This is a genomic window from Flavobacterium saccharophilum (genome assembly GCF_900142735.1).
In the GTDB taxonomy this organism is placed as follows: Bacteria; Bacteroidota; Bacteroidia; order Flavobacteriales; family Flavobacteriaceae; genus Flavobacterium; species Flavobacterium saccharophilum.
Window position 1 is genome coordinate 19,735 of sequence record NZ_FRBY01000001.1, and the last position, 24,133, is coordinate 43,867.

Consider the following 24,133-nt stretch of genomic DNA (forward strand, 5'->3'; position numbering starts at 1 on the left):
CAATTTCTAACAATCAAGTTAGATAATTTATCGTAAAAAATACTATTTTAGCCCTGCCCAAAAACATTACAATAACCTATGAAAAATCTAAAAAAGCCTGCCTTTCTGGCGTCAGCGCTATGTGTGTTTATTACTAATATTTGTATTTCTCAGACAAATCCTTCACCTCCGGCAATGCCGACTCAGCAAAATAAAATTATAGTCGACAGAATTATCGAAGCGGCGCATTATAAAACTTATGTTGTTGATTATTGCTTAACTAAAATAAATGAGGCTTCTGCCAAAGAAGGCTGGAATGAGCAAAAAGCAATGGAAATTACAGAAAGTATCAACTACAAAAATTTCAGAGACGCTATCTACAATATTTTTGCTTTTTATGATGAAGTCGAATTAGAGACTATATTAAAAGCTTATGAAAAAGATACCGCATATCAGACCACAAACATTATGACAACAAATAAAGTGTTGCTTAATAATCTGAATATTTTCGCGAATGATATTGTTAAGGGGAAATATATTTCTAAGTAAGGTACTAAGATTCTAAGACACTAAGGTTCTAAGGTTTTTATACTAACCTTAGAACCTTAACTTGAAACCTGAAACAAAGAAAACTTGAAACTATTACTTTTTCGGCTTCAAAACCAATTTTGTTGACGTTTTTATAATCTCCTCTTTATTTAATTTCATTTTTCTGAATTTCCCTGCATTAAACATTTCAGCCTGATCGTGATAATGTTCACTAAATGGATTTCCTGATTGTCCGGTTGGAATAATACTCCAGCTGTTTTCAATATCAGAGAAATCTATGACTCTTCTGGTTGAAGGGCCGCCTTTTACATAATACTTTCCTTCATCATTAAAACCAAAAAACTGGTTGTTAATAACTTCATTTGATCCGGGAGCAGCGAATGGTCCAACATTAAACAATTTGCGAAGTGCCGCTACTTTTCCAAGCGGATGCTCGTGTTCAACTGTATGCACTTTTCCCCAATTCCAGTCTGCAATTGTACTGCCTAATTGCGTTGTAAGTTCTGAAACGGCGTCATGAAACGATTTTGAAACAATTTGATTTCTGGTCTCTTTGACATTTTTTGTTTTGATATTGTCCCACCAAAGTGAATTCTCATTAACAATTTGTCTCGCAATAATTTGTTTCCCTAAATGCGTTCCGAGAAAGATATTAAAATCTTCCTTACCCATTTCGTCTTCAAAGGTATTTTTCAAATACAAATAAATCCATTTGTTGTAAATCGTTGGCGCAACGTCTTCTAAATTTGTAGTTCCTCTCCATGCCTTCAAAACATTCAGCACTTTTTTTTCTTCAGCCGAAATCATCTTAGCATCCAGATTTGCAATTAAATTTTGAACAACACCCGTCGCAACAAAAGAGGTATTATCAAAAATCATTTTACTAATTGCTTCTTTGTCCCAATCTGATTTCGCATCCATTAAACCTGAAATTCTTTTGGCGCGATCTTCAGGTAAATAATAACCCGGATACAAATAACCATCAACAGCTTCCGGTTGATTATTTGCTGAATATACATAACCCCATTTTGGATTTTCAGCCGATGGGTTTTTACTGAAATCTAAATATTCTGTAATATCATCTTGTCCAGTTGCGCCATCTAAGATAAAAAATGAATTTACTCCTTTGTTATGTTTGTAAAGCGTTCCTGTTGCCCACCATGCGACATTTCCTTTGGCATCTCCGTACATAACATTCAATCCCGGAGCAGCAACCAATTGTACTGCCTTTCTAAAATCGTCTTTGCTTTTCGCATGTGATAGCCCATAAACGGCATCCAGAATCTGAATGGGTTGTTGGGTATAAATCCATGACATGGCGATCGGCTTTTTGCTTTTCAGGTTCGTTAATACATCATTTATAATTGGGCCGTGTCGACTTGATTTAACCGTCAAAACAACATCTGCAGTATCTTTTATTTTAATGGTCTTTTTTCTTGATTCATAAGCAGCAAAACCCGTTGGCGTCTTATATTGATTTGCATCATCCGTTTTGTTTGTTTCCTGATAAAAATCGATATCATCATTTTCAAACATCGTTAAACCGTAAGCATAATCGCGGTTGTGTGCCAATAACGGAAATGGCGTTCCCGCTAAATAACAACCGTACAATTCATGTTTTGGAGTTACAATATGTGCCTCGTACCAGGTTGCCGGCTGCGAAAACCCAATATGCGGATCATTTGCAAAAATAACTTTTTTGTTTTTTGTTCTATTTGGTCCTACTACCCAACTGTTACTACCAACAAATGGCGGTATTGGAGATTTATCCAACAAACTTGCAACTGATTTTGAAATCTCGCTGTACTCTTCCAGATTCTCCTTTGAGCTTCTGATTTTGGTTGCATTAAATTCTCCTTCAATTCCTAAATCTTTTATATATGCAGCACCATACTTCGCTCGAAGATCAGTCAATAAAGGATCTGTTTTTTGAGCCATGGCAAAACTGAAAGACATATATCCAAAAATATTATAAACGTCTTTTATTGTAAATTTTTCTTTTTTTACACCTACCAACGTGAATTCGATTGGTGTTACTCCTTCTTCTAAATATTGATTTAGGCCGTCCAGATACGCCATCGTTAACTTATAGCTTTCACTGTTTTTATCTAATTTGGCAATGGCTTTCGCCGATGCTTCTTCTATACCAATTCCTGAGAAAAACATATCATTCTTAAGCGCAACTGATCCGAATATTTCTGATAATCTTCCTGGTGCAATTCTGCGTAACAATTCCATTTGCCATAATCTTTCCTGAGCATGAACATAACCCAGAGCTGTCATGGCATCTTTTTCAGAATCGGCATAAATGTGCGGAACTCCAAAATCATCAAAATAAACTGTTGTTTCTTTCTGAAGGTTTTTCAGCAGTAATTCACCTTCATATTTAGGTTTCAAATGAAAAATATAGGCACATAAACCTATTCCCAAAAGCACAATTATGATAACTAAAACCAGCAGGATTTTTTTAATTTTCTTCATATTCAAAAAAAATATAGCGATAAAAATGATTCGGTAATGATGTAACTTATAGACAAAATCCTGTAAGGAACACTATTTTTTAAAAGCCTAAATTTATATTTAAAATCAATACGATAAATGTCAATCTACAAAAAAATAGCGATCGGTGTAATTTCAATCTTCGTTTTTGTGCTTTTAATCAATTTCGGACTCAACTATTGGATCAAAAAGCAACTACCGATTATTATTGAAGAGAAAAACAAAACCGCTTATCATATTAATTACGAAAAAATTGAAGTTTCACTTTGGTCGAGAAATATTTACGCTCAAACTTTACTAGTCCATCCAAAAAATCAGCTTGAAAATACGAGAATAAAAACGGGAATCTATTCTAAAATCGAATCGATTACAATCAAGCATTTTAATATTTGGGATTTAGCTTTTCGCGATGTTATACAGGCTGAAAGTATCATCATTAATAAACCCAGAGTTATTTTATATAAAAAGAATGATAAGCTTTTAAACAATAGTAAAAGCATTCGAACTGAAATTATCGAACCTTTTCGAAAAGTAGTTGCTGTTTCTAATATTTATCTGAATGACGGAAGCATTGATGTTGTTTATTTGAAAAATAACAAACCTATTTTCAGCGTTAAAAATATTCTACTGAAACTCGAAGGCATTTTAATTACCGATGCAACCTTAAAAGAAAAAATCCCAATGCATTTTGAAAAATATGTTTTGGTTTGCGATAGTTTATACTATAAACCCAATCACTTTTATCGAATGGATGTTAGTAAAATAAGCACGGAAAACAATTTTTTGAAAGTAAAGAATTTTTCGATGTTACCCGAGTATAACCGAAAAACCTTTGTTCAAAAATTAGAAAAAGAAAAAGACATTTATACGGTAAAAGTAGACTCCGTCCACATCAACAAAATGGATTGGGGATTTAAAAATGATCGTTTTTTCTTCAAGGCAAATTCGGTTGTGATGAATCATTTTGATGCCAATATTTATCGCGGAAAAATGCCAAAAGATGATTTAAGTAAAAAATATCTTTATAATCATTTATTGCGAAACCTTAAATTCCCGCTGCAAATTGATACTTTACAAGTTCTAAAATCAAAATTGGTTTACGAAGAAGAAATGGACTTTTCTAAAGGTCCCGGAAAATTAAACTTTGATCATTTTAATTTGCAGGCAACCAATCTTCGAAGTGGTTTTGGTTTAAAAAAGACGGCTGATGTGAAGATTAAAATCAATTGTCAATTCATGAAAACTTCTCCATTAGATGTTGATTGGAGTTTTAATGTCCTGGATCAAAAAGACAGTTTTCATATTCAGGGCGTTATTTCAAATTTTGATGTGAACGCTATGGGGCAATTTAGCAAGCCTTATATGAATGCTTCATTCACGGGTGTTTTTAATAAATACCGTTTTAATTTCTACGGAAATGACAATATTTCAAAAGGAAATGCTTCTTTAGATTATGACGATTTAAAAGTTAAGTTATTCAAGAAAAAAAATCCTGAAAAAGAAGCTAAACTAAAATCTGCGATTGTTAATTTACTAGTCAAAAATGATTCAAAAGAAAAAGCAAAAACGGCTGATGTTGAATTGGAACGAATTCAGGAAAAATCATTCTACAACTTTTTATGGAGAAGCATTGCAGAATCGTTGAAGAAGATTTTGATTTAGATTCAATATACTCATTTATGTTTGTCATTCCGAGGAACGAGGAATCCCCGCAAGTAGCTCGACAAAGATTGGCGATTTTGATTGTAGAGTTTCTTGCGGGGATTCCTCGTTCCTCGGAATGACAAGATTGTGAAAATGAGAATCTCAAACCTGACATTTATCAGGTTTTATAAAAATCCTTTTTCTAACATTTGTTTTTATTTTAATTGAAAACAAATGAAAAAAACACCCTTACATACTTTTCATATTCCGGTGATGGGGCTTGCTTATACGATTGACAGTCCGATTAGAGTAGCGCAATATGGAATTTCATCGGTAATCTCTATTGCAGATGATGATCTGATTGAGAAGATGCGTAATTTCTACAGCACCAAATTTAATTTTCCTTATGAAGAAATAAGTCAGAAATTTCACGATTACAGAGCAGAAAGAATTACGTCTTACCTCAATTTAGTAGACAAAATTGTCAAACAAAAATTTGAAAGTTTTAAAACAGAACTAGCTGAAAGTAAAACTTCTTTGGAGAACTTTATGTCAATGTTACCCAATACCTCAGACATCAAAAAAGGTTTCCAAAATTTACTTGAAGATGGGATTTCGTTCAAAGAAAATATTCAAACTTATATTGAATCACATCTTTCTGTTGGAGAAATTGATGTGAACATTATGACGAAGTTAGACAAGGATAATTTCATTAAAGATGAACAATTACCGCTTGAATTTAATGATGCGCATGCGGCCTTAAGAGGTTTTGCAAACAGTAATCTTGAATCATCAGTTGTGCTTTCTGCGGGAATGAATCCAAGGCTTTACAGTTATTTTGAGAATTTTCCAGATTTCTTTCCGAATGAAAATAATCAGCTTAAAAAGAAGATTATTTTAAAAGTAAGTGATTTTAGATCGGCTATGATTCAGGGCAATTTTTTAGCAAAAAAAGGACTTTGGGTTTCTGAATATCGAATTGAATCAGGTCTAAATTGTGGAGGACACGCTTTTGCTACTGACGGACTTTTATTGGGTACTATTTTGGAAGAATTCAAACAGAAAAAAGAAGAACTAGTTGAATCGGCACACAACTTAATGGTAAAGGCATTACAGCAAAAAGGAGCGTCTTTTCCTGACCAGCCTTTACATCTAAAAATTACGGTTCAGGGCGGCGTAGGAACTTCAGAAGAACATGAATTTTTATTAAATAGTTACAATGTCGATTCTGTTGGCTGGGGCACTCCATTTTTACTAGTTCCCGAAGCCACTTCTGTCGATCAGACCACCCGAAATTTATTAATTAAAGCCAAAGAAAGAGATTTATATTTAAGCCATATTTCACCTTTAGGAGTTCCGTTTAATACTTTGAAAGGAACAACAAATGAAATTTTGAAACAGAAACGAATTCAGGAGAATAAAGCAGGAAGCTCGTGCCCAAAAAAATTTCTGGCTTTAAGCAAAGAATATGATGCACACGGAATTTGTACTGCATCCAAAAAATATCAGGATATCAAATTAGCAGAATTAGAAAATAAAAAAGAAACTCTTTCGGCTGATGCTTTTGAAAAATCAAAAATAAAAATTACAGAGAAATCGTGTTTATGTGTTGGTTTGGCCAATTCCTCGTATTTAGAAAATGATATCAAAATAAAAGGTCAGGCGCAAGGTGTTGTAATTTGTCCTGGACCCAATATGGCCTATTTTGATCAGGAAGTTTCTTTAAAACATATGGTAGAACACATTTATGGAAATAAGTCTATTTTAAGGGCTAATAATCGCCCTAATCTGTTTGTAAAGGAATTGAAAATGTATGTTGAATATTTCAGAAATGAAATTGAAACTATTTCAGGTGAAATCACCAGCAATCAGCTTAAGAAATTGAATAGTTTCAAAGCAAACCTTTTAGAAGGAATTGAATATTATCACAATTTGTTTGAATCTACTTTCTATTTCAAAAGCGAGACAGAAAAAATTAAATATCAGATCGATTTTTATAAATTGGAATTAACTTCTATAAAGATTCCAGTTCCTGAAATGGTATAAAAGAGAAACCCCGATCTAGAAATCTAAATCGGGGTTTTATTTTATTTTAAAATATTTCTATTCTTTCTTTTTACTGCCATCAATTATCGCTCCCGTTCCCGCACCAACTCCGGCTCCGGCCAAACCTCCAATAATAGCACCTTCACCTTTTTTCTTACTTATAATTGCACCAGTTGCGGCACCAACTCCAGCACCAATTACAGCACCTTTAGCAGTTGAACTCCAACCCTTCTTTTTAGTCGTTGTGGTTGTTGTTGCAGTTCCGTCTTGTTGATGTACCACTACAACTTTTTGCGCTTCTACTTTATGCTCTTCTTGCATTTGCGCCATTTCCGTTTTCATGGAATCAATAACACGCTGTTTATTAATCTCAACTTTCATTGAATCAATGCTGGCTTGTTTGGCTTTATTGACATCTTCTTTTCCTTGGTTTTGACAAGAAACAATAGATAATGCGGCAAATAATATATATAAGGCTTTCATGATTATACTTTTAATGATTATACATTACAAAGTAAAGAAGATCTTATTTTTCGATGTTATAAGATTTGGAAGAAAGGTTACAGAATTACTGGTTGTAAAAATTAATCTCGCAAAGTCGCAAAGCCGCAAAGTTTTCTTTTTAAGTTTTCTTTGCGGCTTTGCGAGATTCTTTCTTTTATACTATTTTCCTAAAATTCCTTTTTTCAGAATTTGTCCAAAGTCGTACATGTCTTCATAAGAACAATATAAAGGAACTGGTGCTAAACGAATTACATTTGGCTCACGCCAGTCTGTAATAACTCCGTTTTTCATTAAATAATCGAATAAGCTTCTTCCTTCTCCATGCAAAAAAACAGACAATTGAGATGCTCTTTCCAAAGGATTAGAAGGTGTAATAACTTCAAAATTACCTTTCACTTCTTTATCTATTTCATGTAAAATGAATTCCAGGTAAGAGGTAATATGATCTCTTTTTGCAATTAAAGCATCCATTCCAACTTCAGCAAACATTTCTACTGATGCTAAGTATGGTGCTAATGAAAGTACCGGAAGATTACTAATTTGCCATCCTCCTGCTCCATGAACGGGATCGAAAGTTGGTTCCATTTTAAAGCGGCGTTCTTTATTATGTCCCCACCAACCGGCAAATCTTGGTAAATCTGGATCATTATGATGTTTTTCGTGAACGAAACATCCAGAAGCATTTCCTGGTCCTGAGTTCATGTATTTATAACTGCACCAGGCAGCGAAATCAACATTCCAATCGTGAAGTTCTAATTTTATGTTTCCTGCTGCATGCGCTAAATCCCAACCTACTTTTGCACCCGCTTTGTGCCCGGCAGCAGTAATGGTTTTAATATCAAAAACTTGTCCGGTGTAATAGTTTACGCCTCCTATTAAAACCAAAGCTAACTCATCGCCAACTTCTTCAATTTTTGCTAAAACATCTTCCAGACGAATATTATGTTCGCCCTCACGACGTTTAATTTCTACAATCGCATCTTCTGGTTTATATCCATGAAAATGAACCTGGCTCTGAAACATATATTGATCTGACGGAAAAGCTTTTTCTTCGCAGATAATTTTATAACGTTTGCCTTTTGGCTGATAAAAAGAAACCATCAATAAATGAAGGTTCACAGTCAAAGTGTTCATTACAGTAACTTCTGAAGGCAAAGCACCTACAATTTTACTTAACGGTTCTGCGAATCTTTCTTGGTAATCCCACCATGGTTTTTGTGCGTAAAAGTGGCCTTCGACAGCCAATTCTGCCCAGTCGTTCATCACTTCATCAATATAAGCTTTGGTGTGTTTTGGTTGTAATCCTAAAGAATTTCCTGTGAAATAAATTACTCGTTTATCATTCACTTTCGGGAAAATAAATTGCTCCTGATAGTGATTTAAAGTGTCTTGCGAATCAAGCTCTCGTGCGAATTCGCGTGTATTTTGAAAAGTCATTGTTTTTGTTTTGAGGCGTAAAAATAGGAAAATGTTTCTTTTGTTTCAAGTTTCAGGTTTCAAGTTTAACGTTGAGCACAACTTGAAACCTGAAACTTGAAACAAAAAAAACACTTTTAAAAACAAAAAACCCGTCATCACTGACAGGTTTCTTATATATCTCTAATTTCAGATTAGATAATTAACATCGCATCTCCGTAGGAATAGAATTTGTATCCTTCTTTGATCGCTTCGTCGTATGCTTTTTTCATTAAATCATGTCCACAGAAAGCTGAAATCATCATTAATAATGTTGATTTTGGTGTGTGGAAATTTGTGATCATACAGTTTGCAATACTAAAATCGTGAGGAGGAAAAATAAATTTATTTGTCCATCCTTCATAAGGATTTAAAGTATTTTGAGAAGAAACTGAACTTTCAATAGCACGCATTGAAGTTGTTCCAACAGCACAAATACGTTTTTTCTTTGCTTTTGCTTCGTTTACGATATCGCAAGCTTCTTGTTTGATGATTAACTCCTCAGAATCCATTTTGTGTTTCGATAAATCTTCAACCTCAACTGGATTAAAAGTTCCTAAACCAACGTGAAGTGTTACTTCAGCAAAGTTTACTCCTTTGATTTCTAATTTTTTCAAAAGGTGTTTTGAGAAGTGTAAACCTGCAGTTGGTGCAGCTACAGCTCCTTCTTCTTTCGCATAAATAGTTTGGTATCTTTCAGCATCTTCAGCAGTTACTTCTCTGTTGATGTATTTAGGAATTGGAGTTTCTCCAAGTTCTGTCAATTTGTTTCTGAATTCTTCGTAAGAACCGTCATATAAAAAACGTAAAGTTCTACCACGAGAAGTCGTGTTGTCAATTACCTCAGCAACTAATGAATCGTCATCACCAAAATAAAGTTTGTTTCCGATACGGATTTTTCTAGCCGGATCAACTAAAACATCCCATAGACGTTGCTCAGAATTTAATTCTCTTAATAAGAAAACTTCAATTCTTGCTCCTGTTTTTTCTTTGTTTCCGTACAAACGAGCAGGAAAAACTTTTGTATTATTAAGAATTAAAACGTCTCCGTCATCAAAATAATTGATAACATCTTTAAACATTTTATGTTCTATAGTTTGTTTTTGACGATCAATTACCATTAAACGAGATTCATCTCTGTTTTCTGCTGGAAATTCCGCTAAAAGTTCTTTTGGTAAATTAAATTGAAAATGTGATAATTTCATATTTGAATTGTTGATTTTAAAGTGTAGATCTTAGATTTTATATCTAAAATTATAAATCGTGTGCAAATATACGATTGTGAGATAGGCGTTGTCAAGTGTTTTGCTGTTTATTTTCAAAAGTCGTTGATTTAGTGGTGTTTCGGGTTGCTGTTTTTTAACATATAAGAAATATAAGTTCATTTAAATTGGATTTCTTATTTTCAAATATCAAAAATTCAATTATTTAAACACAATGTTGTCATTTCGACGAAGGAGAAATCACACTAGAAATTCCCCAATCTAAATCGCCAATCTTTGTAGAGTTACGCGTGTGATTTCTCCTTCGTCGAAATGACAAAAAAATAAAAACCCCTGGTTAAAACCAGGGGCTATTCAAATTATACTCATTTTATTTAAATGAACTTATTTTTCTTATATGGCGGAAAATTTTATAATTCTGAAATTTCGAAACTTAATGCTTTTAAGTCATTCCAAAAATCCGGGTATGATTTTGAAACTACACCGGCATCCTCAATGATTATTGGAACTTTCAGTGCTAATGGTGCAAATGCCATTGCCATACGGTGATCGTTGTAGGTTGAAATTTTCACATTATGGTTGATGTTTTCTGAAGCTGTTAAAGTCAATGAATCATTTGTTACAGAAATATTAGCTCCCAATTTTGTAAGCTCAATTCTAAGTGCTTCCAATCTGTCAGTTTCCTTAATTTTTAAGGTATGAAGACCTGTCAAATGACAACCTATTCCTAAACCTAGGCAAGTAACTACAATAGTTTGTGCAATATCTGGTGTATTGTTTAATTCGAAATTTACTGTTTCATATTTAAAATTCTCTTGTTTTACCAAGGTCATTTTGTTGTTTTGAAAGGTTGTTTTTACTCCTAATTTCTCGTAAAGAGAAACCAGTTCAGAATCTCCTTGTAAACTATTCTCTTTATAACTAGTTAAGGTTATCGAAGCCGTATCGGCTAAAGCCACCAAACTGAAAAAATAAGATGCCGAACTCCAATCTGATTCTACCACCATTTCTTTGGAAACAATACTTTCTTTTGGATAAACCTTAATCACATTTCCTTCAAAACTAGTTTGAATATCTAAATCATTCAGCAAAGCCAAAGTCATTTTGATGTATGGAATCGAAGTAATTTCTCCTTCTAAAGTCAGCTCTAAACCATTTTCTAGTTTTGAAGCCACTAATAAAAGTGCCGAAATGTATTGACTGCTCACATCCGCTGCCAAAGTTACTTTTGAAGCGGTGACTTTTTTTCCTTTGATTTTTATTGGAGGATAACCTACTTCTTTTTCATAGGAGATCTCAACCCCTAATTGCGCCAAAGCTTCCACCAGAATTTTAATCGGACGTTCCTGCATTCTGCTTGAGCCTGTCATTACAACATCTCTACCTTCATTTACAGCAAAATAAGCAGTTAAAAAACGCATTGCTGTTCCGGCATGGTGAATATCTACAATTTCGTCATTTCCAACCAAAGCTTTTTGCATTACTTCGCTGTCATCAGAGTTTGAAGTATTGGCAAGTGTTATATTTGGAAACAGTGCTTTTAATAACAATAAACGATTCGTTTCGCTTTTTGATCCTGTTACTGCAATTTGTCCTTGTAAATTATGTTGTGTTGTTTGAAGTAGTAAATTCATTTTTTTAATTGTAAGTTGTAAATTATGAATTATGAATGATTGCAAACATAATTCAGCCGTGCAATTTACCACTCCCCATTCATAATTCAAAATTCAAAACTCATAATTCAAAACTTATGATTGATATTTCACAATTATTTTAATTTATCATTGTTTTTATGGCGGTCTTTATCGCGAACAGACTTTAAATCCATTTTTTTATCGAAAGCGGCTTGTAAATCGATTCCGGTTTGGTTGGCCAGACATAAAACTACAAAAACAACATCAGCCAATTCTTCGCCTAAATCTTTGTTTTTGTCACTTTCTTTCTCAGATTGTTCTCCGTATCTGCGCGCTATAATTCGCGCCACTTCACCTACTTCTTCGGTAAGTTGCGCCATATTGGTCAATTCGTTAAAATAGCGAACACCGTGCTCTTTTATCCAGGTATCTACATCAAGTTGGGCATTTTTCAAATCCATCGTTATATTTTTTTAAGAACAATTTTTTCATTTTGACTGGCAAGCATTTTCTGGAACAGCTCTTTTAAACCAGTATATTCATCAGCTGCAAAAATACTACTGTTAATCTCTTTTAAACAACTAATTTGAATTTTATTCCCTTCATTGGAAATATTAAAACTATAAACTATCTCTTTATCTTCAGAAGAAATACGGACAGGTTTAGGCATTGATTCTATAATATATCCTTCCGGAATATCTAAATTTAGATTGATTTTTTCCTGCGTTGGGTAACCAAAATAAATTGCCATTTGTCTTTTTTCCTGTGTAAAAGGATTTTTAGATCTGGTAAAAAACAAAAGAGGATTTACAAATATTTTATCACCTATAATTTCAGATTGATTATCTGAACTAAAAGAGAAACTCTCTATAACAGGATTTACAAGATTTGTTTCCTTATTTTGAATTGCATAATTTGATATCTTTAAATCTCCTAATTCTGCTTCATATTTTTCAAGATAAGTTTCCTCCTTTTTAGCGACATTTTGAATCCTGAAACGATAAGCCTCATAATCTGTTCGTTGTACTCTGATTTTCCCTTCTATTTTTCCGGAAGCATCTAATTTGGCAATTGTGTTAGAAAATTCTTTAGATAACAAAACAGGATATAAATCTATTTCCTGCGATGTACCATCTTTCTTAATAAGTCTTCCTTTCCAGTTTAAAACATTTAAGGGAAGAATATTGGGTGAAGTAAATTTATGAGTCGCATCCAGCAAAATTTGTTTCCCATCAATTTCAGCCGCTACAATGACATAATTAAAACCAGTTCTTGTAGGATAAACCGGAACTCCATTTTCTATAGTACTAACCAGAACCGGGTTCACTTCTATACCGGCCAATTTCAACATATTGATCAATATAAAATTAATTTCGGCTATGTTCCCGGTTTGGTCCGCATATGCTTTTACAATTCCTTTATCGCTATAATAACCGTTTTCTTCATTCCAGTTCATTTTATTCTGAACGAACTTGAAAATAATGTTTAATCTTTCATTGAGAGATTCTACATTGCCTACAAGTGTTTTGACATCTTCTATCAAAAAATCATTTTGGCTGAGTTCTTTACCGAAATCTTTGTCCTTAAAAATTGTTGAAGCTACACCCTCCCATGTCAAGGCATAATCCTTTACAGGCTCATCAGGGTATCGAACCCGTTCAAGTTCGAATTGAATACTTCCTTTATAATTATCAATATTATTTACATAAGGTTCAAATAGTAATGGCGAAATATCTTTTCCTGTGTAAAAAGAATTAATTTGTTGGTAGGAAATCGTGTTGGTCTGATTATGTTCGTTATCAAAACTTTGGCCTCCTGAGACAAGTTTAGAATCTGATGTTATTGCTGTTTCTCCTGTTAAAATTGTTTTATAGATATAAAACTCAGGAATCTCCGTTTTATATTCAAAATAATCTACTGGAATTTCATATTGAAAATCAAAATCAGGAAGCTTCACAATATTCTCTGATTTCAAAATGTATTTGTATTCAATAATTGACCCGACTTTTACATTTGGTAATGTTATGGTTTTTTCGTTCCAGTATTTATTTACCTTTTTCTTAAAAGTACCTTGATTGTCCATTTTTGTTTTAGCAATTACTCCATTTTCTAAATTATAAGTAATTGCTTGTGAAAACTCCAATTGGTCGTCGTTTAACTTTTCGTAGCCAATATAAAACCTTACTTTTTGATCAGCCCAGCGAAGTCCTTCCTTTTTATAAATTTTAATTTTAAATTCATAAACATGATTAGCTGAAAAACCATTCTTTTTATTATAAGTAAAAAAGGTTCTTCCTTTTTTAAACAAAATAGCAGCCGCCGCAGTTGTGTCTTTTCGATTTACTTTTTCTTTTAATTCTTCAACCGTTACTTTTCCTAGTTTATTGTCCTGTGCATTAATTTTAGAAAAGCAAAAAAATAAAACAATAACAAATACAATTTTTTGGAATTTCATACTAGATTCTTTTTAAAACTATTTTTTCATTTTGACTTGCTATTATATTTTGAAAGAACTCTTTTAACATATCGTAATCGTCAGTAGCAAAAATGTATTTATTAATTTCTTTCGTAACCTGAATATGTATTTTACTTTCTTCAGAAATCATATTCATTGTATAAGAAGCATCTCTGTTTTCTGTTACAATACGCATTGGCTTTGGAAGCGATTCAACAACGAAACCATCCGGAATATCTAAAAACACGTTATATGTTTCCTGACCAGGGTATCCGAAATACACAGGCATTTGTCTCTTTTCCTGCTTAAACGGATTAGTGCCATCAGTAAAAAAAAGTATCGGCCTTAAAAATATTTTTCCACCGATAAGATCAAACGAATTTCTTGCCTTAAAATTGAATTCCTCCTGAACTGGTTTTGATAAATCCCCTGTTTTATTCTCAATCTTATAGTCTTCGATCTCAATTTTACCCAAATCATTCTCTAGTTTTTCCAAATAAGAATCCTCATTATCATTCGAGTTTATTTCTCTAAATCGAAAAGCATCATAATCTGTTTTCTTGATTCGCAACCTTCCCTCAATTTCACCCAAAGCAGGATTTATACTAGCTGTTATTGTATAATTTTCTTTTGAAGTGATTTTAGGGATAAGATCAATTTCCTGAGACGTACCATCTTCCTTGATAAGTCTGCCCTTCCAATTTAAAAGACTCAATGGCAAAATATTAGGCGTTGTAAACTTATTTGAAGCATCCAACAAGATTTTCTGTCCATCAATTTCCGCTACACCAATAACATAATTAAAAACAGTTCTATTTGGAAAAACAGGTATACCATTTTCGACTGTACTTACTAAAACAGGGCCTACGTCTATTCCGGCTGTTTTAAGCATCGAAATCAAAATAAAATTGATTTCAGCAACATTTCCAGACTTTTCTTCGTATGCTTTTACAACACCTTTATCTACAAAATACCCTCTCTTTCCAGTGCAATTCATCCTGTTTTGAACAAACTGAAAAATCAAGTTTAACTGTTCTTTTTTAGAATCTGTCTTCTGTAAAATCTCTTTAAGATCTGCTGAAAAATAATCCTTTTGTTTCAGTTCACCCCCAAAATCTTTACTCTTATAGATTGAGGTCGCGACTCCCTCCCAGGTTTTTGTGTAATTAATAGCTGGTTTATCGGGATATCTTTCCTTTTCTAATTCATTTTGAATTGACCCCCTATAATTATTTATATTATCGACAAATCTTTCCTCATTAAGCGCCGGAATATCTTTTGAAGTATAAAAACTATTAATCTGTTTGTAACCACTTGCAAATACCTGGCTACTCAAAACCACTTCTGCGTTAGTTTCTATTTTTAAATTTCCGACAAGTAACGTTTTATAAATAAAGAATTCCGGAATTTCAGTTTTATATTCGAAATAATTGACTGGAATATTATACTGAAAATCAAAATCAGGAAGTCTGACTAAATTTTCTGATTTCAAAACATATTTGAACTCTATAATCGAACCTACTTTTACATTTGGCAAAGTGATAGTAGCCTGGTTCCAATACTTGTTTATTTTATTTTTGAAACTTCCCTCACTGTTCAATTTTGTTTTTACAATTTCGCCATTCTCCAAATTGTATGTTGCTGCATTAGAAAATTTTACAGTATCATCATTTAGATTCTCATACCCTACATAATAAGAAACTTCCTGATTTGCCCATTTCAATCCTTCTTTTTTATAAATTTTAATTCTGAATTCATAGACATTATTTGCTACAAGCCCTTTCCCTTCAGTGTAGGTAAAAAAGGTTCTTCCTTTTTTAAACAAAATAGCGGCCGGAGCCGCTGTATCTTTTGCATTCGATTTTTCTTGTAATTCAGCAATCGTAACTTTTCCCAACTCATAATTTTGGGCATTGACTTTTGAAGTCCCCAAAATCAATAAAGCTGAGACAATTATTAAACGTAATCCCATCTTTTATATTCTTTTTAAAACTATTTTCTCAGTTTCTTTTGCAACCATCCCTTTATAATATTCTTTTAGCATTTCATATTTTTCGGTTGACACGATTGGTTCATTAATTTGATGTGAAACTACTAATTGTAAGGTTCCGCCATTTGCCACAATATTAAATTTAAAGGTACCAATATTGTCTTCCATTGTAATTACAGCTGGTGTTGGTAATGTTTCAACCATAAAACCTTCCGGTATTTTAATTGTGATATTATATTTATCAGTAAATGGGAATCCAAAATCTACCGGGTATTCTCTTACTTCCTGTTTAAATGGATTTTCTCTATTCGTAAGAAACAGCATAGGATTCACATAAATTTTTCCGCCAATCATTTCGCACAAATTATTTCCGGAAAACGTATACGTCTCGATCATTGGCAATAAAATATCTTTCTCATTCTTTCTTTCATATTCACTAACTTCAATTTTATTATTCTCATTTTCTAATTTCTCCAAATATTCTTCTTGCACAACCCCATCCATATTATCTCTTGTAATCAAGGCATTGTAATCTGTACATTGTCTTCTTGTTTTACCTGTAACTTTACCTTCAGCATCAATACTATAATTCATAAAAACCATATCATTTGATGATTTCTTAGGCATTAAATCCACTTCTTCGGAAGTTCCGTCTTTACGTATCAATCTTCCATACCAATTTAAAGTTCGAAAAGGCAAAACATTTGGAACCGAATATTTATCAGAAGCATCTAGTAAAACACTTCCTTCTGGTGTTTCTACATGCGTAATTACATAATTAAAAGCAGTTCTGTTAGGAAACAATGCAATTCCGTTAGCTCGTGTACTTACTAAAACCGGATTTGCTGTTAAGCCTGCATAACGCAACATTGCAGTCAACATTAAATTAATATCACCAATATTTCCCGTTTTTTCTTTATAAGCTTTTTTGACTCCCAGATCGCAATCGTAACCAGTATATTTATTCCACTTTATATTCGATTTTACATGGTTTAATATCGCTAATATTTTTTCATCAGTTGTGTTTTTACCTGCTAAAACCGTTTTTAAATCTTCTTCGAAATAACCTGTTTTATTTAATTCGGGTCCAAAAGTATCATAATCGTAGATTGTTTTTGCAACTGAATTCCAATCTGTAGAATAAGACTTAATTGTTTCATTTGGAAATTTCACCATAGACAATTCATATTGAACACTGGAAGTATAATTTTCAATATTATTTACAAAAGCCTCGTCTTTTATTGCTGGAAAATTCTCCGCGATATAAGTGGTTTTTGTTTCCATGTAATCTATTTTATCCGTAGAAAATTCTGTTTTTGTAACTCCTCCTCCAAAACCTCCTGAAGAAACTCTTTCTTTAGAATTTAACACGATCGATTTACTATTTTTTTCGACAGTTACTTTAGGAAAAACATAGCCCTTTTGTTGAGAGTTAAAAGTGTAATACTCCGGGATATATGTTGTAAACTCAGAATAATTCACAGGAATACTGGTTTGAAAATCCCATTCTCTGATCATCCTGGCAAGACTTCTAATTGTATATTTAAATTCTATAACTGAGCCTTCTTTAACATTAGGCATTGTTATTTTTTTTTGTCCTCTGAATTTATTTAAAACTTCATCAAACATCCCTTCACTTTTTATTTTAGTTTTCTCAATTTTACCATTAACTAAATTATAAGTAACAGCATCATTAAAAGATACTTTCTCAGACAAGTTAGGATTGTTATAATACCAAACTTCATGGGTAGCCCAATCGTATCCTTCTTTTTTATAGATTTTAATTCTTGTTTCGACATCTGTAACCGTAACAAAACCGTCATTCTGATTATATTCAATTCTGGAACTTCCCTTTTTATACAAGATAGCAGCTGCCGCTGATGAATCTTTTGGATGTACTTTTTGCTCTAATTCGGCTATAGATACTTTTCCTAGTTTAAATTCCTGCGCCGCTACTCTCGAAAAGAATAAGGAGAGAACTGAGAGGCAAAAAAGTTTGATTAATTTCATTGAGTTAGTTTTTGGTTAGTATAATTTTGGCGTTATCATTTCTTGCTATTTGCTCCATAAAAAGGCGATACTCGTCATATTCTTTATTTGAATATTTACCTTTATTTACAAACATGGAGCGTTTGTAAAGGAGTTTATTATTTTCTTTTTTGATTATTTCAGTTTTATATTCTCCAAATTTTCCTTTCAGCTCATAGTTTGAAGGCAAAAATTCGATGGTAAAACCAGTTGGAAGATTAATTTCTATTTCGTCGGTATCTAAATAACCACGCTGAACCTGAAAAGGATTCTTTCTGTTTCTGATTCGCTTAATATTTCCGGTATTCTGATTAAAAGCATCAATTGCAAAAATCATTTTATTTGCTGATAGCGATGCGTAACTTATGGCACTAACCTGAATATCTTCCGTAAAACGAATATTCTCCTTATCGTTTGAAAAAGCGATTTTCCCCAGTTTCAAATTATTGATATTGTCCCAGTATTTTTTGTAATATGATTCTTTTTCTGTTGGCTGAAAACTTTCGAGTCTTTGTTTTGAACTATATTGCGAACCTTCTGAAATTATCGAAATTGAACCTGAAAAATTCCCATTTTCATCAATGGCATACACACCTTTATCCAATTGGGAATTCCCTTTATCTTCATAAATTTTTGTTCTGACAATTACACCTCCATCCGGCTTAACTACTAAAACATCACGATCGTCTGTAAAAGTTCCCTGATAACCAAACGGATCATCCTGACTTGTACATTCCAGGAAAGTATAGTTATCTCCATTAGGGATTGCCAATATCATATGATTTCCCTGCATGGAGACAAAATCAGACTGAATATCAGACTTGTAACGATCTCCATATAAAATAGTATTATACGAAGGAACATCAACTGCCTGTAAAAGTGCTTTGGTATAATTTGACAAGGCTTTACAATCACCATATCCTAAACGATCTACATCGGTCGCAAGCATTGGTTTCCATCCACCAATACCAATAGCAATGTTTACATATCTCGATTTTTTCTGAACAAAATCATAAATAATCTTCGCTTTCTTTATTGGATCTTTTTCATCACCAACCAGCGTTTTTATTTTAGTTTTAGTTTCTTCCGACAGATCAGTAGTGCCTGTTAGAATTTTTTCGTTGTACCATTTACCAAAAGTCTCCCAGGTTTTGGCTGTACCATCAACACCTTCTAAATGAAAATTTTCCAGTCCCATCATAATTCTTGGAAAAAGATCTCTGTGAGAAGGACTTAAATCTTCAGATTTTTGTGCTAAAATATTGGTCGCAACATAACTTACCTGTGTATCAGTATCCAAAGTTTTATTGATTGTATAACCCGAAAAATGGAATTCTTTCTTTTTGAATCCGAGGTTATTAGGAAAAGTAACATTTAAAACAGATTTCTCAATACTTACAGCATAACCTCCCAAGAAATACCATTGAGGTAAAAAAGCTGTATTTGAACTTTCAATCTCGCTATTGTAGACCACCGTAAAAGGATAAGAAACTGGAGTATATTCTAAAAAAATTACACGATTGTCCGAAAAAAGAGTACTTCCGCTGACAGCGCTCTGGTCTTTAAAATCTTTTCTTTTAACTTTCTTGATTTCATTACCAAAAGCATCATAAACAATTGCTTCAATACTTTTTACTGAGGTTGATTTATCATATCCCTGATAAGCATCGATATCACTTAACCCTGTTCCGTTAAAAACCGTTACTACTCTTTGTACTTTTATATTCATGCTGCGTTGCGAAGTAATGACAATATCCATTTTGTCTAAACGCACCACAGCGTCTGCATTTGCCTTAAGACTATCTGCAATACCTAACACAGAAAAATCGCTCTTTTGAGCAGTAGAAATAAGGCTAAATAATAAAAAAAACAACGCAAAAAAAGGGCTTTTCATTAGTAGGGAATTTCTTCAAATATATATTATTTTTAGAAATCCTTAACATTTGTTTAGTTTTTTTTATTCCCTGTTTTTACTGTCTATTAGGATCGTAACAGGCCCGTCATTTAATAGGCTGACTTTCATATCAGCACCAAAAATTCCGGTCTGTACTTTTTTATTAAATTCTTTTTCTAAAGATTTTACGAAATTCTCATACATTGGAATAGCAAACTCGGGTTTTGATGCTTTTATGTATGACGGACGATTCCCTTTTTTTGTAGAAGCATGAAGTGTAAATTGACTTACTACTATAATATCACCATCAATATCCTGAACTGAGCAGTTCATGACGTCATTTTCATCACCAAAAATTCTCATTTTAATGATTTTTCCAACCAGCCAATCGATGTCTTCCTGAGTATCGGCATCTTCAATACCTACTAAAACTAATAAACCTTTTTGAATATCAGCAATAATTTTAGAATCGACAGTTACAGATGCTTGTGAAACTCTTTGAAGAACAACTTTCATAATAATGGTTAATTGTAAATGATTAATTGTGAATTTTAGATTGTAGTCAATTTTTGTTTCGTTGTGATTATGATTGAAGCTAGAATTTTATTGATTTCTACAATATCAGATTTGATTGATTTGAATTGAGATTCATTTAAATAATCGGACTGAAACAACAATTCTAACCAATAATCCGTTTCATTTGCTTCTTTTTGTGCAATTGCTAATTTATGAATAAAATCTTTTTTGCTTTCTGCTTGTTCGGATTCGCGAACCAATGCTCCTATTGAAGTTCCACTGCGAAGTAATTGTTTGCTTAAAACAAATTCTTTCTTTTCTTGATTTAGAAACTGAAACAATTTAATAATCCTCAACGCAAAATTGAAAGATTTTGTTTTTATAACGTTATCAGCCATAATTCACAATTAACCATTTACAATTCACAATTATTTCTGGTTTCTTGTTTCATCACTAATTTTACGATCCTCATCATAAGTATCTGTACGATAATTTTCTTCATCGCCTTCGAGGATTTTCAAATAACTATTATAACGGGACCAGGCGATCTCATCTCTTTCTAAAGCCGCTTTGATAGCACAGTGTGGTTCTTCTTTATGTAAACAGTTGTTAAACTTGCACTGGTCTTTTAATTTGAAGAATTCAGGGAAATAACCACTGATTTCTTCTTTCTCCATATCTACAATTCCGAAACCTTTAATTCCCGGTGTGTCGATAATTTTGGCATCAAAGGACAAATCATACATTTCAGCAAAAGTTGTGGTGTGTTGGCCTTGTTTACTGGCTTCTGAAATGGTTTTGGTTTTAAGATGTAAAGAAGGTTCCATCGCATTGACCAAAGTCGATTTTCCAACACCTGAATGTCCGGAGAACATACTTACTTTGCCAATCATCATTTCTTTCAATTCGTCAACACCTTTCATTTCAGTCGAAGAAACACGAAGACATTTGTAACCAATTTGCTGATACACATATTGCATATACAATTGATCTTCCAAAGTTGGTTCATCAAAAGTATCTATTTTATTAAAAACCAAAATAGTTTCAATATTGTAAGCCTCGGCAGTTACCAAAAAACGGTCTATAAAATTGAATGTCGTTGGGGGATTATTAATCGTGATCAATAAAAAAACGCGATCAATATTCGAAGCAATAATATGCATTTGATGCGAAAGGTTAACCGATTTACGAACGATGTAATTTTTTCTTTCGTGAATATTAAAAATCGTTCCGGTTACCGCATCTGAAGTTTCTTCCAATTCATAATCGACAATATCGCCTACAGCAATAGGATTAGTACTTTTAATCCCTTTCATTCTAAACTTCCCTTTCATACGGCATTCTATAAAATCGCCTTGTTCCGATTTTACGGTGTACCAACTTCCTGTAGATTTATATACGAGTCCTGTCATTCTTTAATTTTAGATTGCTGATTTTAGATTTCAGATTGAAATTAAATCTTTGCAAAGATAAATGAATAATTTTAAACATAGCCCACGGTTTCAACCGTGGGGATAAAGATTATGATTATTGATTACGTCCCCACGGTTGAAACCGTGGGCTATATATTATAAAACAAAAATCCCCACTCTTCTTTCGAAGAAATGGGGATTAAAAAAACAATCTATTTTTAAAATTATGATATAAGAAAACCAAATAACAAAGTTTAGAAAAAATTAAACTTAACTTATATCACTTATATGTTTGAAAAAATTATGCGTTGAATATTTTTTCCTGGTGACCAATACTTTCCTGGTGGATAGCTTTGAACATTCTCAAAACGAATTCTTCAGTAAGACCTTTTTTCTCACCTTCTAAAATCATTTTTCCTAAGATTTCATTCCAACGATTGTTTTGAAGAATCGCAACGTTTGCATCTTTTTTCACCTGACCAATTTCGTCAGCAACTTTCATACGTTTTCCTAGTAACTCTAATAAGTTAGCATCCAAAACGTCGATGTTAGCTCTTAATTTTGTCATTTTTGAACTGTACTCATCTGTAGTATCATCTGTTTTTCTGATAGTCAAATCTTTAATGATTTGTTTCAAAGCATCAGGAGTAACTTGTTGAGCAGCATCAGACCAAGCGTTGTCCGGATCGTAGTGCGTTTCGATAATCATACCATCGTAATTCAAATCTAAAGCCTCTTGCGTTACTTCAAAAATCATTTTACGATCTCCGGTAATGTGAGATGGATCGATGATTAAGGGTAAATCAGGGAATTTATTTTGTAATTCGATAGCAATCTGCCATTCTGGAATATTTCTGTATTTTGTTTTTTCGTAAGTAGAGAAACCTCTGTGGATAACTCCTAATTTCTCGATTCCAGCCATGTGTAAACGCTCAACACCACCTAACCATAAAGCTAAATCCGGGTTTACTGGGTTTTTAACCAAAACAATTTTGTCAGTTCCTTTTAAAGTATCAGCAATTTCCTGAACTGCGAAAGGGTTTGCAGTTGTACGAGCACCAACCCATAAAACATCGATATCATGTTCTAAAGCTAATTTACAGTGAGCTGCAGTCGCAACTTCAGTTCCCATCAATAAACCAGTTTCTTTTTTAGCTTTTTGTAACCATTTTAAACCAATTTCTCCAACACCTTCAAATCCTCCTGGACGCGTTCTTGGTTTCCAAATTCCAGCTCTGAATACACTAACTTTTGAATCTTTCAATTCATGAGCAATCTTTAATACTTGATCTTCCGTTTCTGCACTACAAGGTCCAGCTATCACAAGTGGGTGATTTAAATTGAAATCTTCTAACCACTTTCTCATTTCTTTCTTATTTTCCATCTTAATTCTAATTTACTTTTTAGTTGTTGTTAATCCGTTTAGTATTTCTTTTATTTTATTTGTGCTTTCCATTTCTTCAAAAATGGCATTGTAATTTTCTTCTTTTAGCAAATCCCTAAACCGACTGAGATTTGAAATATATTCTTCTAATGTTTCAATGACGTGTTCTTTGTTTTGCTTAAAAATCGGCGTCCACATTGCCGGAGAACTTTTTGCTAAACGAACGGTACTTTCAAATCCACTTCCCGCCATATCAAAAATATCCTGTTCGTCTTTTTCTTTGTTCATTACCGTTTTACCAAGCATAAACGAACTAATGTGCGACAAATGCGAAACGTAAGCAATGTGTTTGTCGTGCGAAGTCGGATCCATATATCGAATCCTCATTCCAATTTCGCTAAAAAGCTGTAATGCCTTTTCCTGCAGTTTAAAAGTGGTTTTTTCCACTTCGCAAATAATGTTTGTCTTTCCTTTGAACAAACCTCTTATCGCCGCTGATGGTCCGGAAAACTCTGTTCCTGCAATTGGATGCGTTGCGATAAAATTTCTTCTTTTCGGATGATTGGCAACTGCATCACAAATTGGCTTTTTAGTCGAACCCACTTCAAAAACAATTGTTTTATCTCCAACCAAATCCAATACTTTTGGCAAAACAACCAACGCCACATCAACCGGAACCGAAACAATTACAAAATCGGCCTCAGCCAAATCTTCAAAGTTTCCTGCCTGATCGATAACCCCCAAATCAATTGCTTCCTGCAAATGTTTTTCGTTGCTGTCAATCCCAAAAATAGTCGCGTTCGGATGTTGGTCTTTGATGTCCAGCACCATCGAACCTCCTATTAACCCTATTCCTATTACGTATACTTTCATAATTCTTTTTATTAGAAGCAAATTCCTGCTATCCGTTTCAATCTTTTC

Annotated in this window: 18 protein-coding genes; 3 read left to right on the forward strand and 15 right to left on the reverse strand. The window is 33.1% G+C overall.

Features of this window, described 5'->3' with window-relative positions; genetic code table 11:
• Nucleotides 1-78 precede the first annotated feature (78 nt).
• Nucleotides 79-528 (forward strand): hypothetical protein, encoded by a 450-nt coding sequence (locus BUA98_RS00105; RefSeq protein ID WP_072969661.1) that lies wholly within the window; start codon nucleotides 79-81, stop codon nucleotides 526-528.
• A 93-nt stretch (nucleotides 529-621) separates the two neighbouring features.
• On the opposite strand, the gene BUA98_RS00110 is transcribed toward BUA98_RS00105, so the two are convergent.
• Complete coding sequence (locus tag BUA98_RS00110) at nucleotides 622-3,009, reverse strand: penicillin acylase family protein (RefSeq protein WP_072969662.1); 2,388 nt, start codon at nucleotides 3,007-3,009, stop codon at nucleotides 622-624.
• Between the two features lie 117 nt (nucleotides 3,010-3,126).
• Between BUA98_RS00110 and BUA98_RS00115 the strand changes: the two genes are divergently transcribed.
• A complete protein-coding gene (locus BUA98_RS00115; RefSeq protein WP_072969663.1) occupies nucleotides 3,127-4,689 on the forward strand; it encodes a hypothetical protein in 1,563 nt (520 codons plus the stop codon).
• 216 nt (nucleotides 4,690-4,905) lie between these two features.
• The gene (locus BUA98_RS00120; protein ID WP_072969664.1) at nucleotides 4,906-6,717 is read left to right on the forward strand and encodes a hypothetical protein; all 1,812 of its coding nucleotides are present in this window, start codon (nucleotides 4,906-4,908) and stop codon (nucleotides 6,715-6,717) included.
• A 57-nt stretch (nucleotides 6,718-6,774) separates the two neighbouring features.
• Here BUA98_RS00120 and BUA98_RS00125 read toward each other — a convergent pair whose 3' ends face one another.
• From BUA98_RS00125 to BUA98_RS00190, 14 genes are all read right to left on the reverse strand, one after another.
• Nucleotides 6,775-7,200 (reverse strand): YMGG-like glycine zipper-containing protein, encoded by a 426-nt coding sequence (locus tag BUA98_RS00125; protein WP_072969665.1) that lies wholly within the window; start codon nucleotides 7,198-7,200, stop codon nucleotides 6,775-6,777.
• A 180-nt stretch (nucleotides 7,201-7,380) separates the two neighbouring features.
• Nucleotides 7,381-8,658 carry a kynureninase gene (gene kynU, locus BUA98_RS00130; RefSeq protein ID WP_072969666.1) on the reverse strand — a complete coding sequence of 426 codons (1,278 nt, stop codon included), beginning with the start codon at nucleotides 8,656-8,658 and terminating at the stop codon, nucleotides 7,381-7,383.
• Between the two features lie 173 nt (nucleotides 8,659-8,831).
• Nucleotides 8,832-9,881, reverse strand: a complete 1,050-nt coding sequence (gene queA, locus BUA98_RS00135) for a tRNA preQ1(34) S-adenosylmethionine ribosyltransferase-isomerase QueA (RefSeq protein ID WP_072969667.1) — start codon at nucleotides 9,879-9,881, stop codon at nucleotides 8,832-8,834.
• A 428-nt stretch (nucleotides 9,882-10,309) separates the two neighbouring features.
• Complete coding sequence (gene aroA, locus BUA98_RS00140; RefSeq protein WP_072970546.1) at nucleotides 10,310-11,533, reverse strand: 3-phosphoshikimate 1-carboxyvinyltransferase; 1,224 nt, start codon at nucleotides 11,531-11,533, stop codon at nucleotides 10,310-10,312.
• 134 nt (nucleotides 11,534-11,667) lie between these two features.
• A complete protein-coding gene (locus BUA98_RS00145; protein WP_012022600.1) occupies nucleotides 11,668-11,994 on the reverse strand; it encodes a nucleotide pyrophosphohydrolase in 327 nt (108 codons plus the stop codon).
• Between the two features lie 2 nt (nucleotides 11,995-11,996).
• Complete coding sequence (locus BUA98_RS00150; RefSeq protein ID WP_072969668.1) at nucleotides 11,997-13,988, reverse strand: DUF3857 domain-containing protein; 1,992 nt, start codon at nucleotides 13,986-13,988, stop codon at nucleotides 11,997-11,999.
• Between the two features lies 1 nt (nucleotide 13,989).
• A complete protein-coding gene (locus tag BUA98_RS00155) occupies nucleotides 13,990-15,960 on the reverse strand; it encodes a DUF3857 domain-containing protein (RefSeq protein WP_072969669.1) in 1,971 nt (656 codons plus the stop codon).
• A gap of 3 nt (nucleotides 15,961-15,963) precedes the next feature.
• The gene (locus BUA98_RS00160) at nucleotides 15,964-17,988 is read right to left on the reverse strand and encodes a DUF3857 domain-containing protein (protein WP_072969670.1); all 2,025 of its coding nucleotides are present in this window, start codon (nucleotides 17,986-17,988) and stop codon (nucleotides 15,964-15,966) included.
• 4 nt (nucleotides 17,989-17,992) lie between these two features.
• On the reverse strand, nucleotides 17,993-19,900 hold the full coding sequence (locus BUA98_RS00165; RefSeq protein ID WP_072969671.1) for a DUF3857 domain-containing protein: 1,908 nt from the start codon (nucleotides 19,898-19,900) through the stop codon (nucleotides 17,993-17,995).
• Between the two features lie 63 nt (nucleotides 19,901-19,963).
• A complete protein-coding gene (dtd, locus tag BUA98_RS00170; RefSeq protein WP_072969672.1) occupies nucleotides 19,964-20,416 on the reverse strand; it encodes a D-aminoacyl-tRNA deacylase in 453 nt (150 codons plus the stop codon).
• A 35-nt stretch (nucleotides 20,417-20,451) separates the two neighbouring features.
• Entirely contained in the window at nucleotides 20,452-20,814 is a 363-nt protein-coding gene (locus BUA98_RS00175) for a four helix bundle protein (RefSeq protein WP_072969673.1), read from the reverse strand.
• Between the two features lie 30 nt (nucleotides 20,815-20,844).
• Nucleotides 20,845-21,828: a ribosome small subunit-dependent GTPase A gene (rsgA, locus tag BUA98_RS00180; RefSeq protein ID WP_026983483.1), complete on the reverse strand. Its 984-nt coding sequence runs from the start codon at nucleotides 21,826-21,828 to the stop codon at nucleotides 20,845-20,847.
• A gap of 301 nt (nucleotides 21,829-22,129) precedes the next feature.
• Nucleotides 22,130-23,212, reverse strand: a complete 1,083-nt coding sequence (locus tag BUA98_RS00185; RefSeq protein WP_026983484.1) for a bifunctional 3-deoxy-7-phosphoheptulonate synthase/chorismate mutase type II — start codon at nucleotides 23,210-23,212, stop codon at nucleotides 22,130-22,132.
• 12 nt (nucleotides 23,213-23,224) lie between these two features.
• The gene (locus BUA98_RS00190; RefSeq protein WP_072969674.1) at nucleotides 23,225-24,085 is read right to left on the reverse strand and encodes a prephenate dehydrogenase; all 861 of its coding nucleotides are present in this window, start codon (nucleotides 24,083-24,085) and stop codon (nucleotides 23,225-23,227) included.
• Nucleotides 24,086-24,133: the final 48 nt, after the last annotated feature.

Bases quoted from the DNA above. Each gene is read 5' to 3' on its own strand.
- BUA98_RS00105 (WP_072969661.1), top strand. From the start codon at position 79: ATGAAAAATCTAAAAAAGCCTGCCTTTCTGGCGTCAGCGCTATGTGTG.
- BUA98_RS00110 (WP_072969662.1), bottom strand. From the start codon at position 3,009: ATGAAGAAAATTAAAAAAATCCTGCTGGTTTTAGTTATCATAATTGTG.
- BUA98_RS00115 (WP_072969663.1), top strand. From the start codon at position 3,127: ATGTCAATCTACAAAAAAATAGCGATCGGTGTAATTTCAATCTTCGTT.
- BUA98_RS00120 (WP_072969664.1), top strand. From the start codon at position 4,906: ATGAAAAAAACACCCTTACATACTTTTCATATTCCGGTGATGGGGCTT.
- BUA98_RS00125 (WP_072969665.1), bottom strand. From the start codon at position 7,200: ATGAAAGCCTTATATATATTATTTGCCGCATTATCTATTGTTTCTTGT.
- kynU (WP_072969666.1), bottom strand. From the start codon at position 8,658: ATGACTTTTCAAAATACACGCGAATTCGCACGAGAGCTTGATTCGCAA.
- queA (WP_072969667.1), bottom strand. From the start codon at position 9,881: ATGAAATTATCACATTTTCAATTTAATTTACCAAAAGAACTTTTAGCG.
- aroA (WP_072970546.1), bottom strand. From the start codon at position 11,533: ATGAATTTACTACTTCAAACAACACAACATAATTTACAAGGACAAATT.
- BUA98_RS00145 (WP_012022600.1), bottom strand. From the start codon at position 11,994: ATGGATTTGAAAAATGCCCAACTTGATGTAGATACCTGGATAAAAGAG.
- BUA98_RS00150 (WP_072969668.1), bottom strand. From the start codon at position 13,988: ATGAAATTCCAAAAAATTGTATTTGTTATTGTTTTATTTTTTTGCTTT.
- BUA98_RS00155 (WP_072969669.1), bottom strand. From the start codon at position 15,960: ATGGGATTACGTTTAATAATTGTCTCAGCTTTATTGATTTTGGGGACT.
- BUA98_RS00160 (WP_072969670.1), bottom strand. From the start codon at position 17,988: ATGAAATTAATCAAACTTTTTTGCCTCTCAGTTCTCTCCTTATTCTTT.
- BUA98_RS00165 (WP_072969671.1), bottom strand. From the start codon at position 19,900: ATGAAAAGCCCTTTTTTTGCGTTGTTTTTTTTATTATTTAGCCTTATT.
- dtd (WP_072969672.1), bottom strand. From the start codon at position 20,416: ATGAAAGTTGTTCTTCAAAGAGTTTCACAAGCATCTGTAACTGTCGAT.
- BUA98_RS00175 (WP_072969673.1), bottom strand. From the start codon at position 20,814: ATGGCTGATAACGTTATAAAAACAAAATCTTTCAATTTTGCGTTGAGG.
- rsgA (WP_026983483.1), bottom strand. From the start codon at position 21,828: ATGACAGGACTCGTATATAAATCTACAGGAAGTTGGTACACCGTAAAA.
- BUA98_RS00185 (WP_026983484.1), bottom strand. From the start codon at position 23,212: ATGGAAAATAAGAAAGAAATGAGAAAGTGGTTAGAAGATTTCAATTTA.
- BUA98_RS00190 (WP_072969674.1), bottom strand. From the start codon at position 24,085: ATGAAAGTATACGTAATAGGAATAGGGTTAATAGGAGGTTCGATGGTG.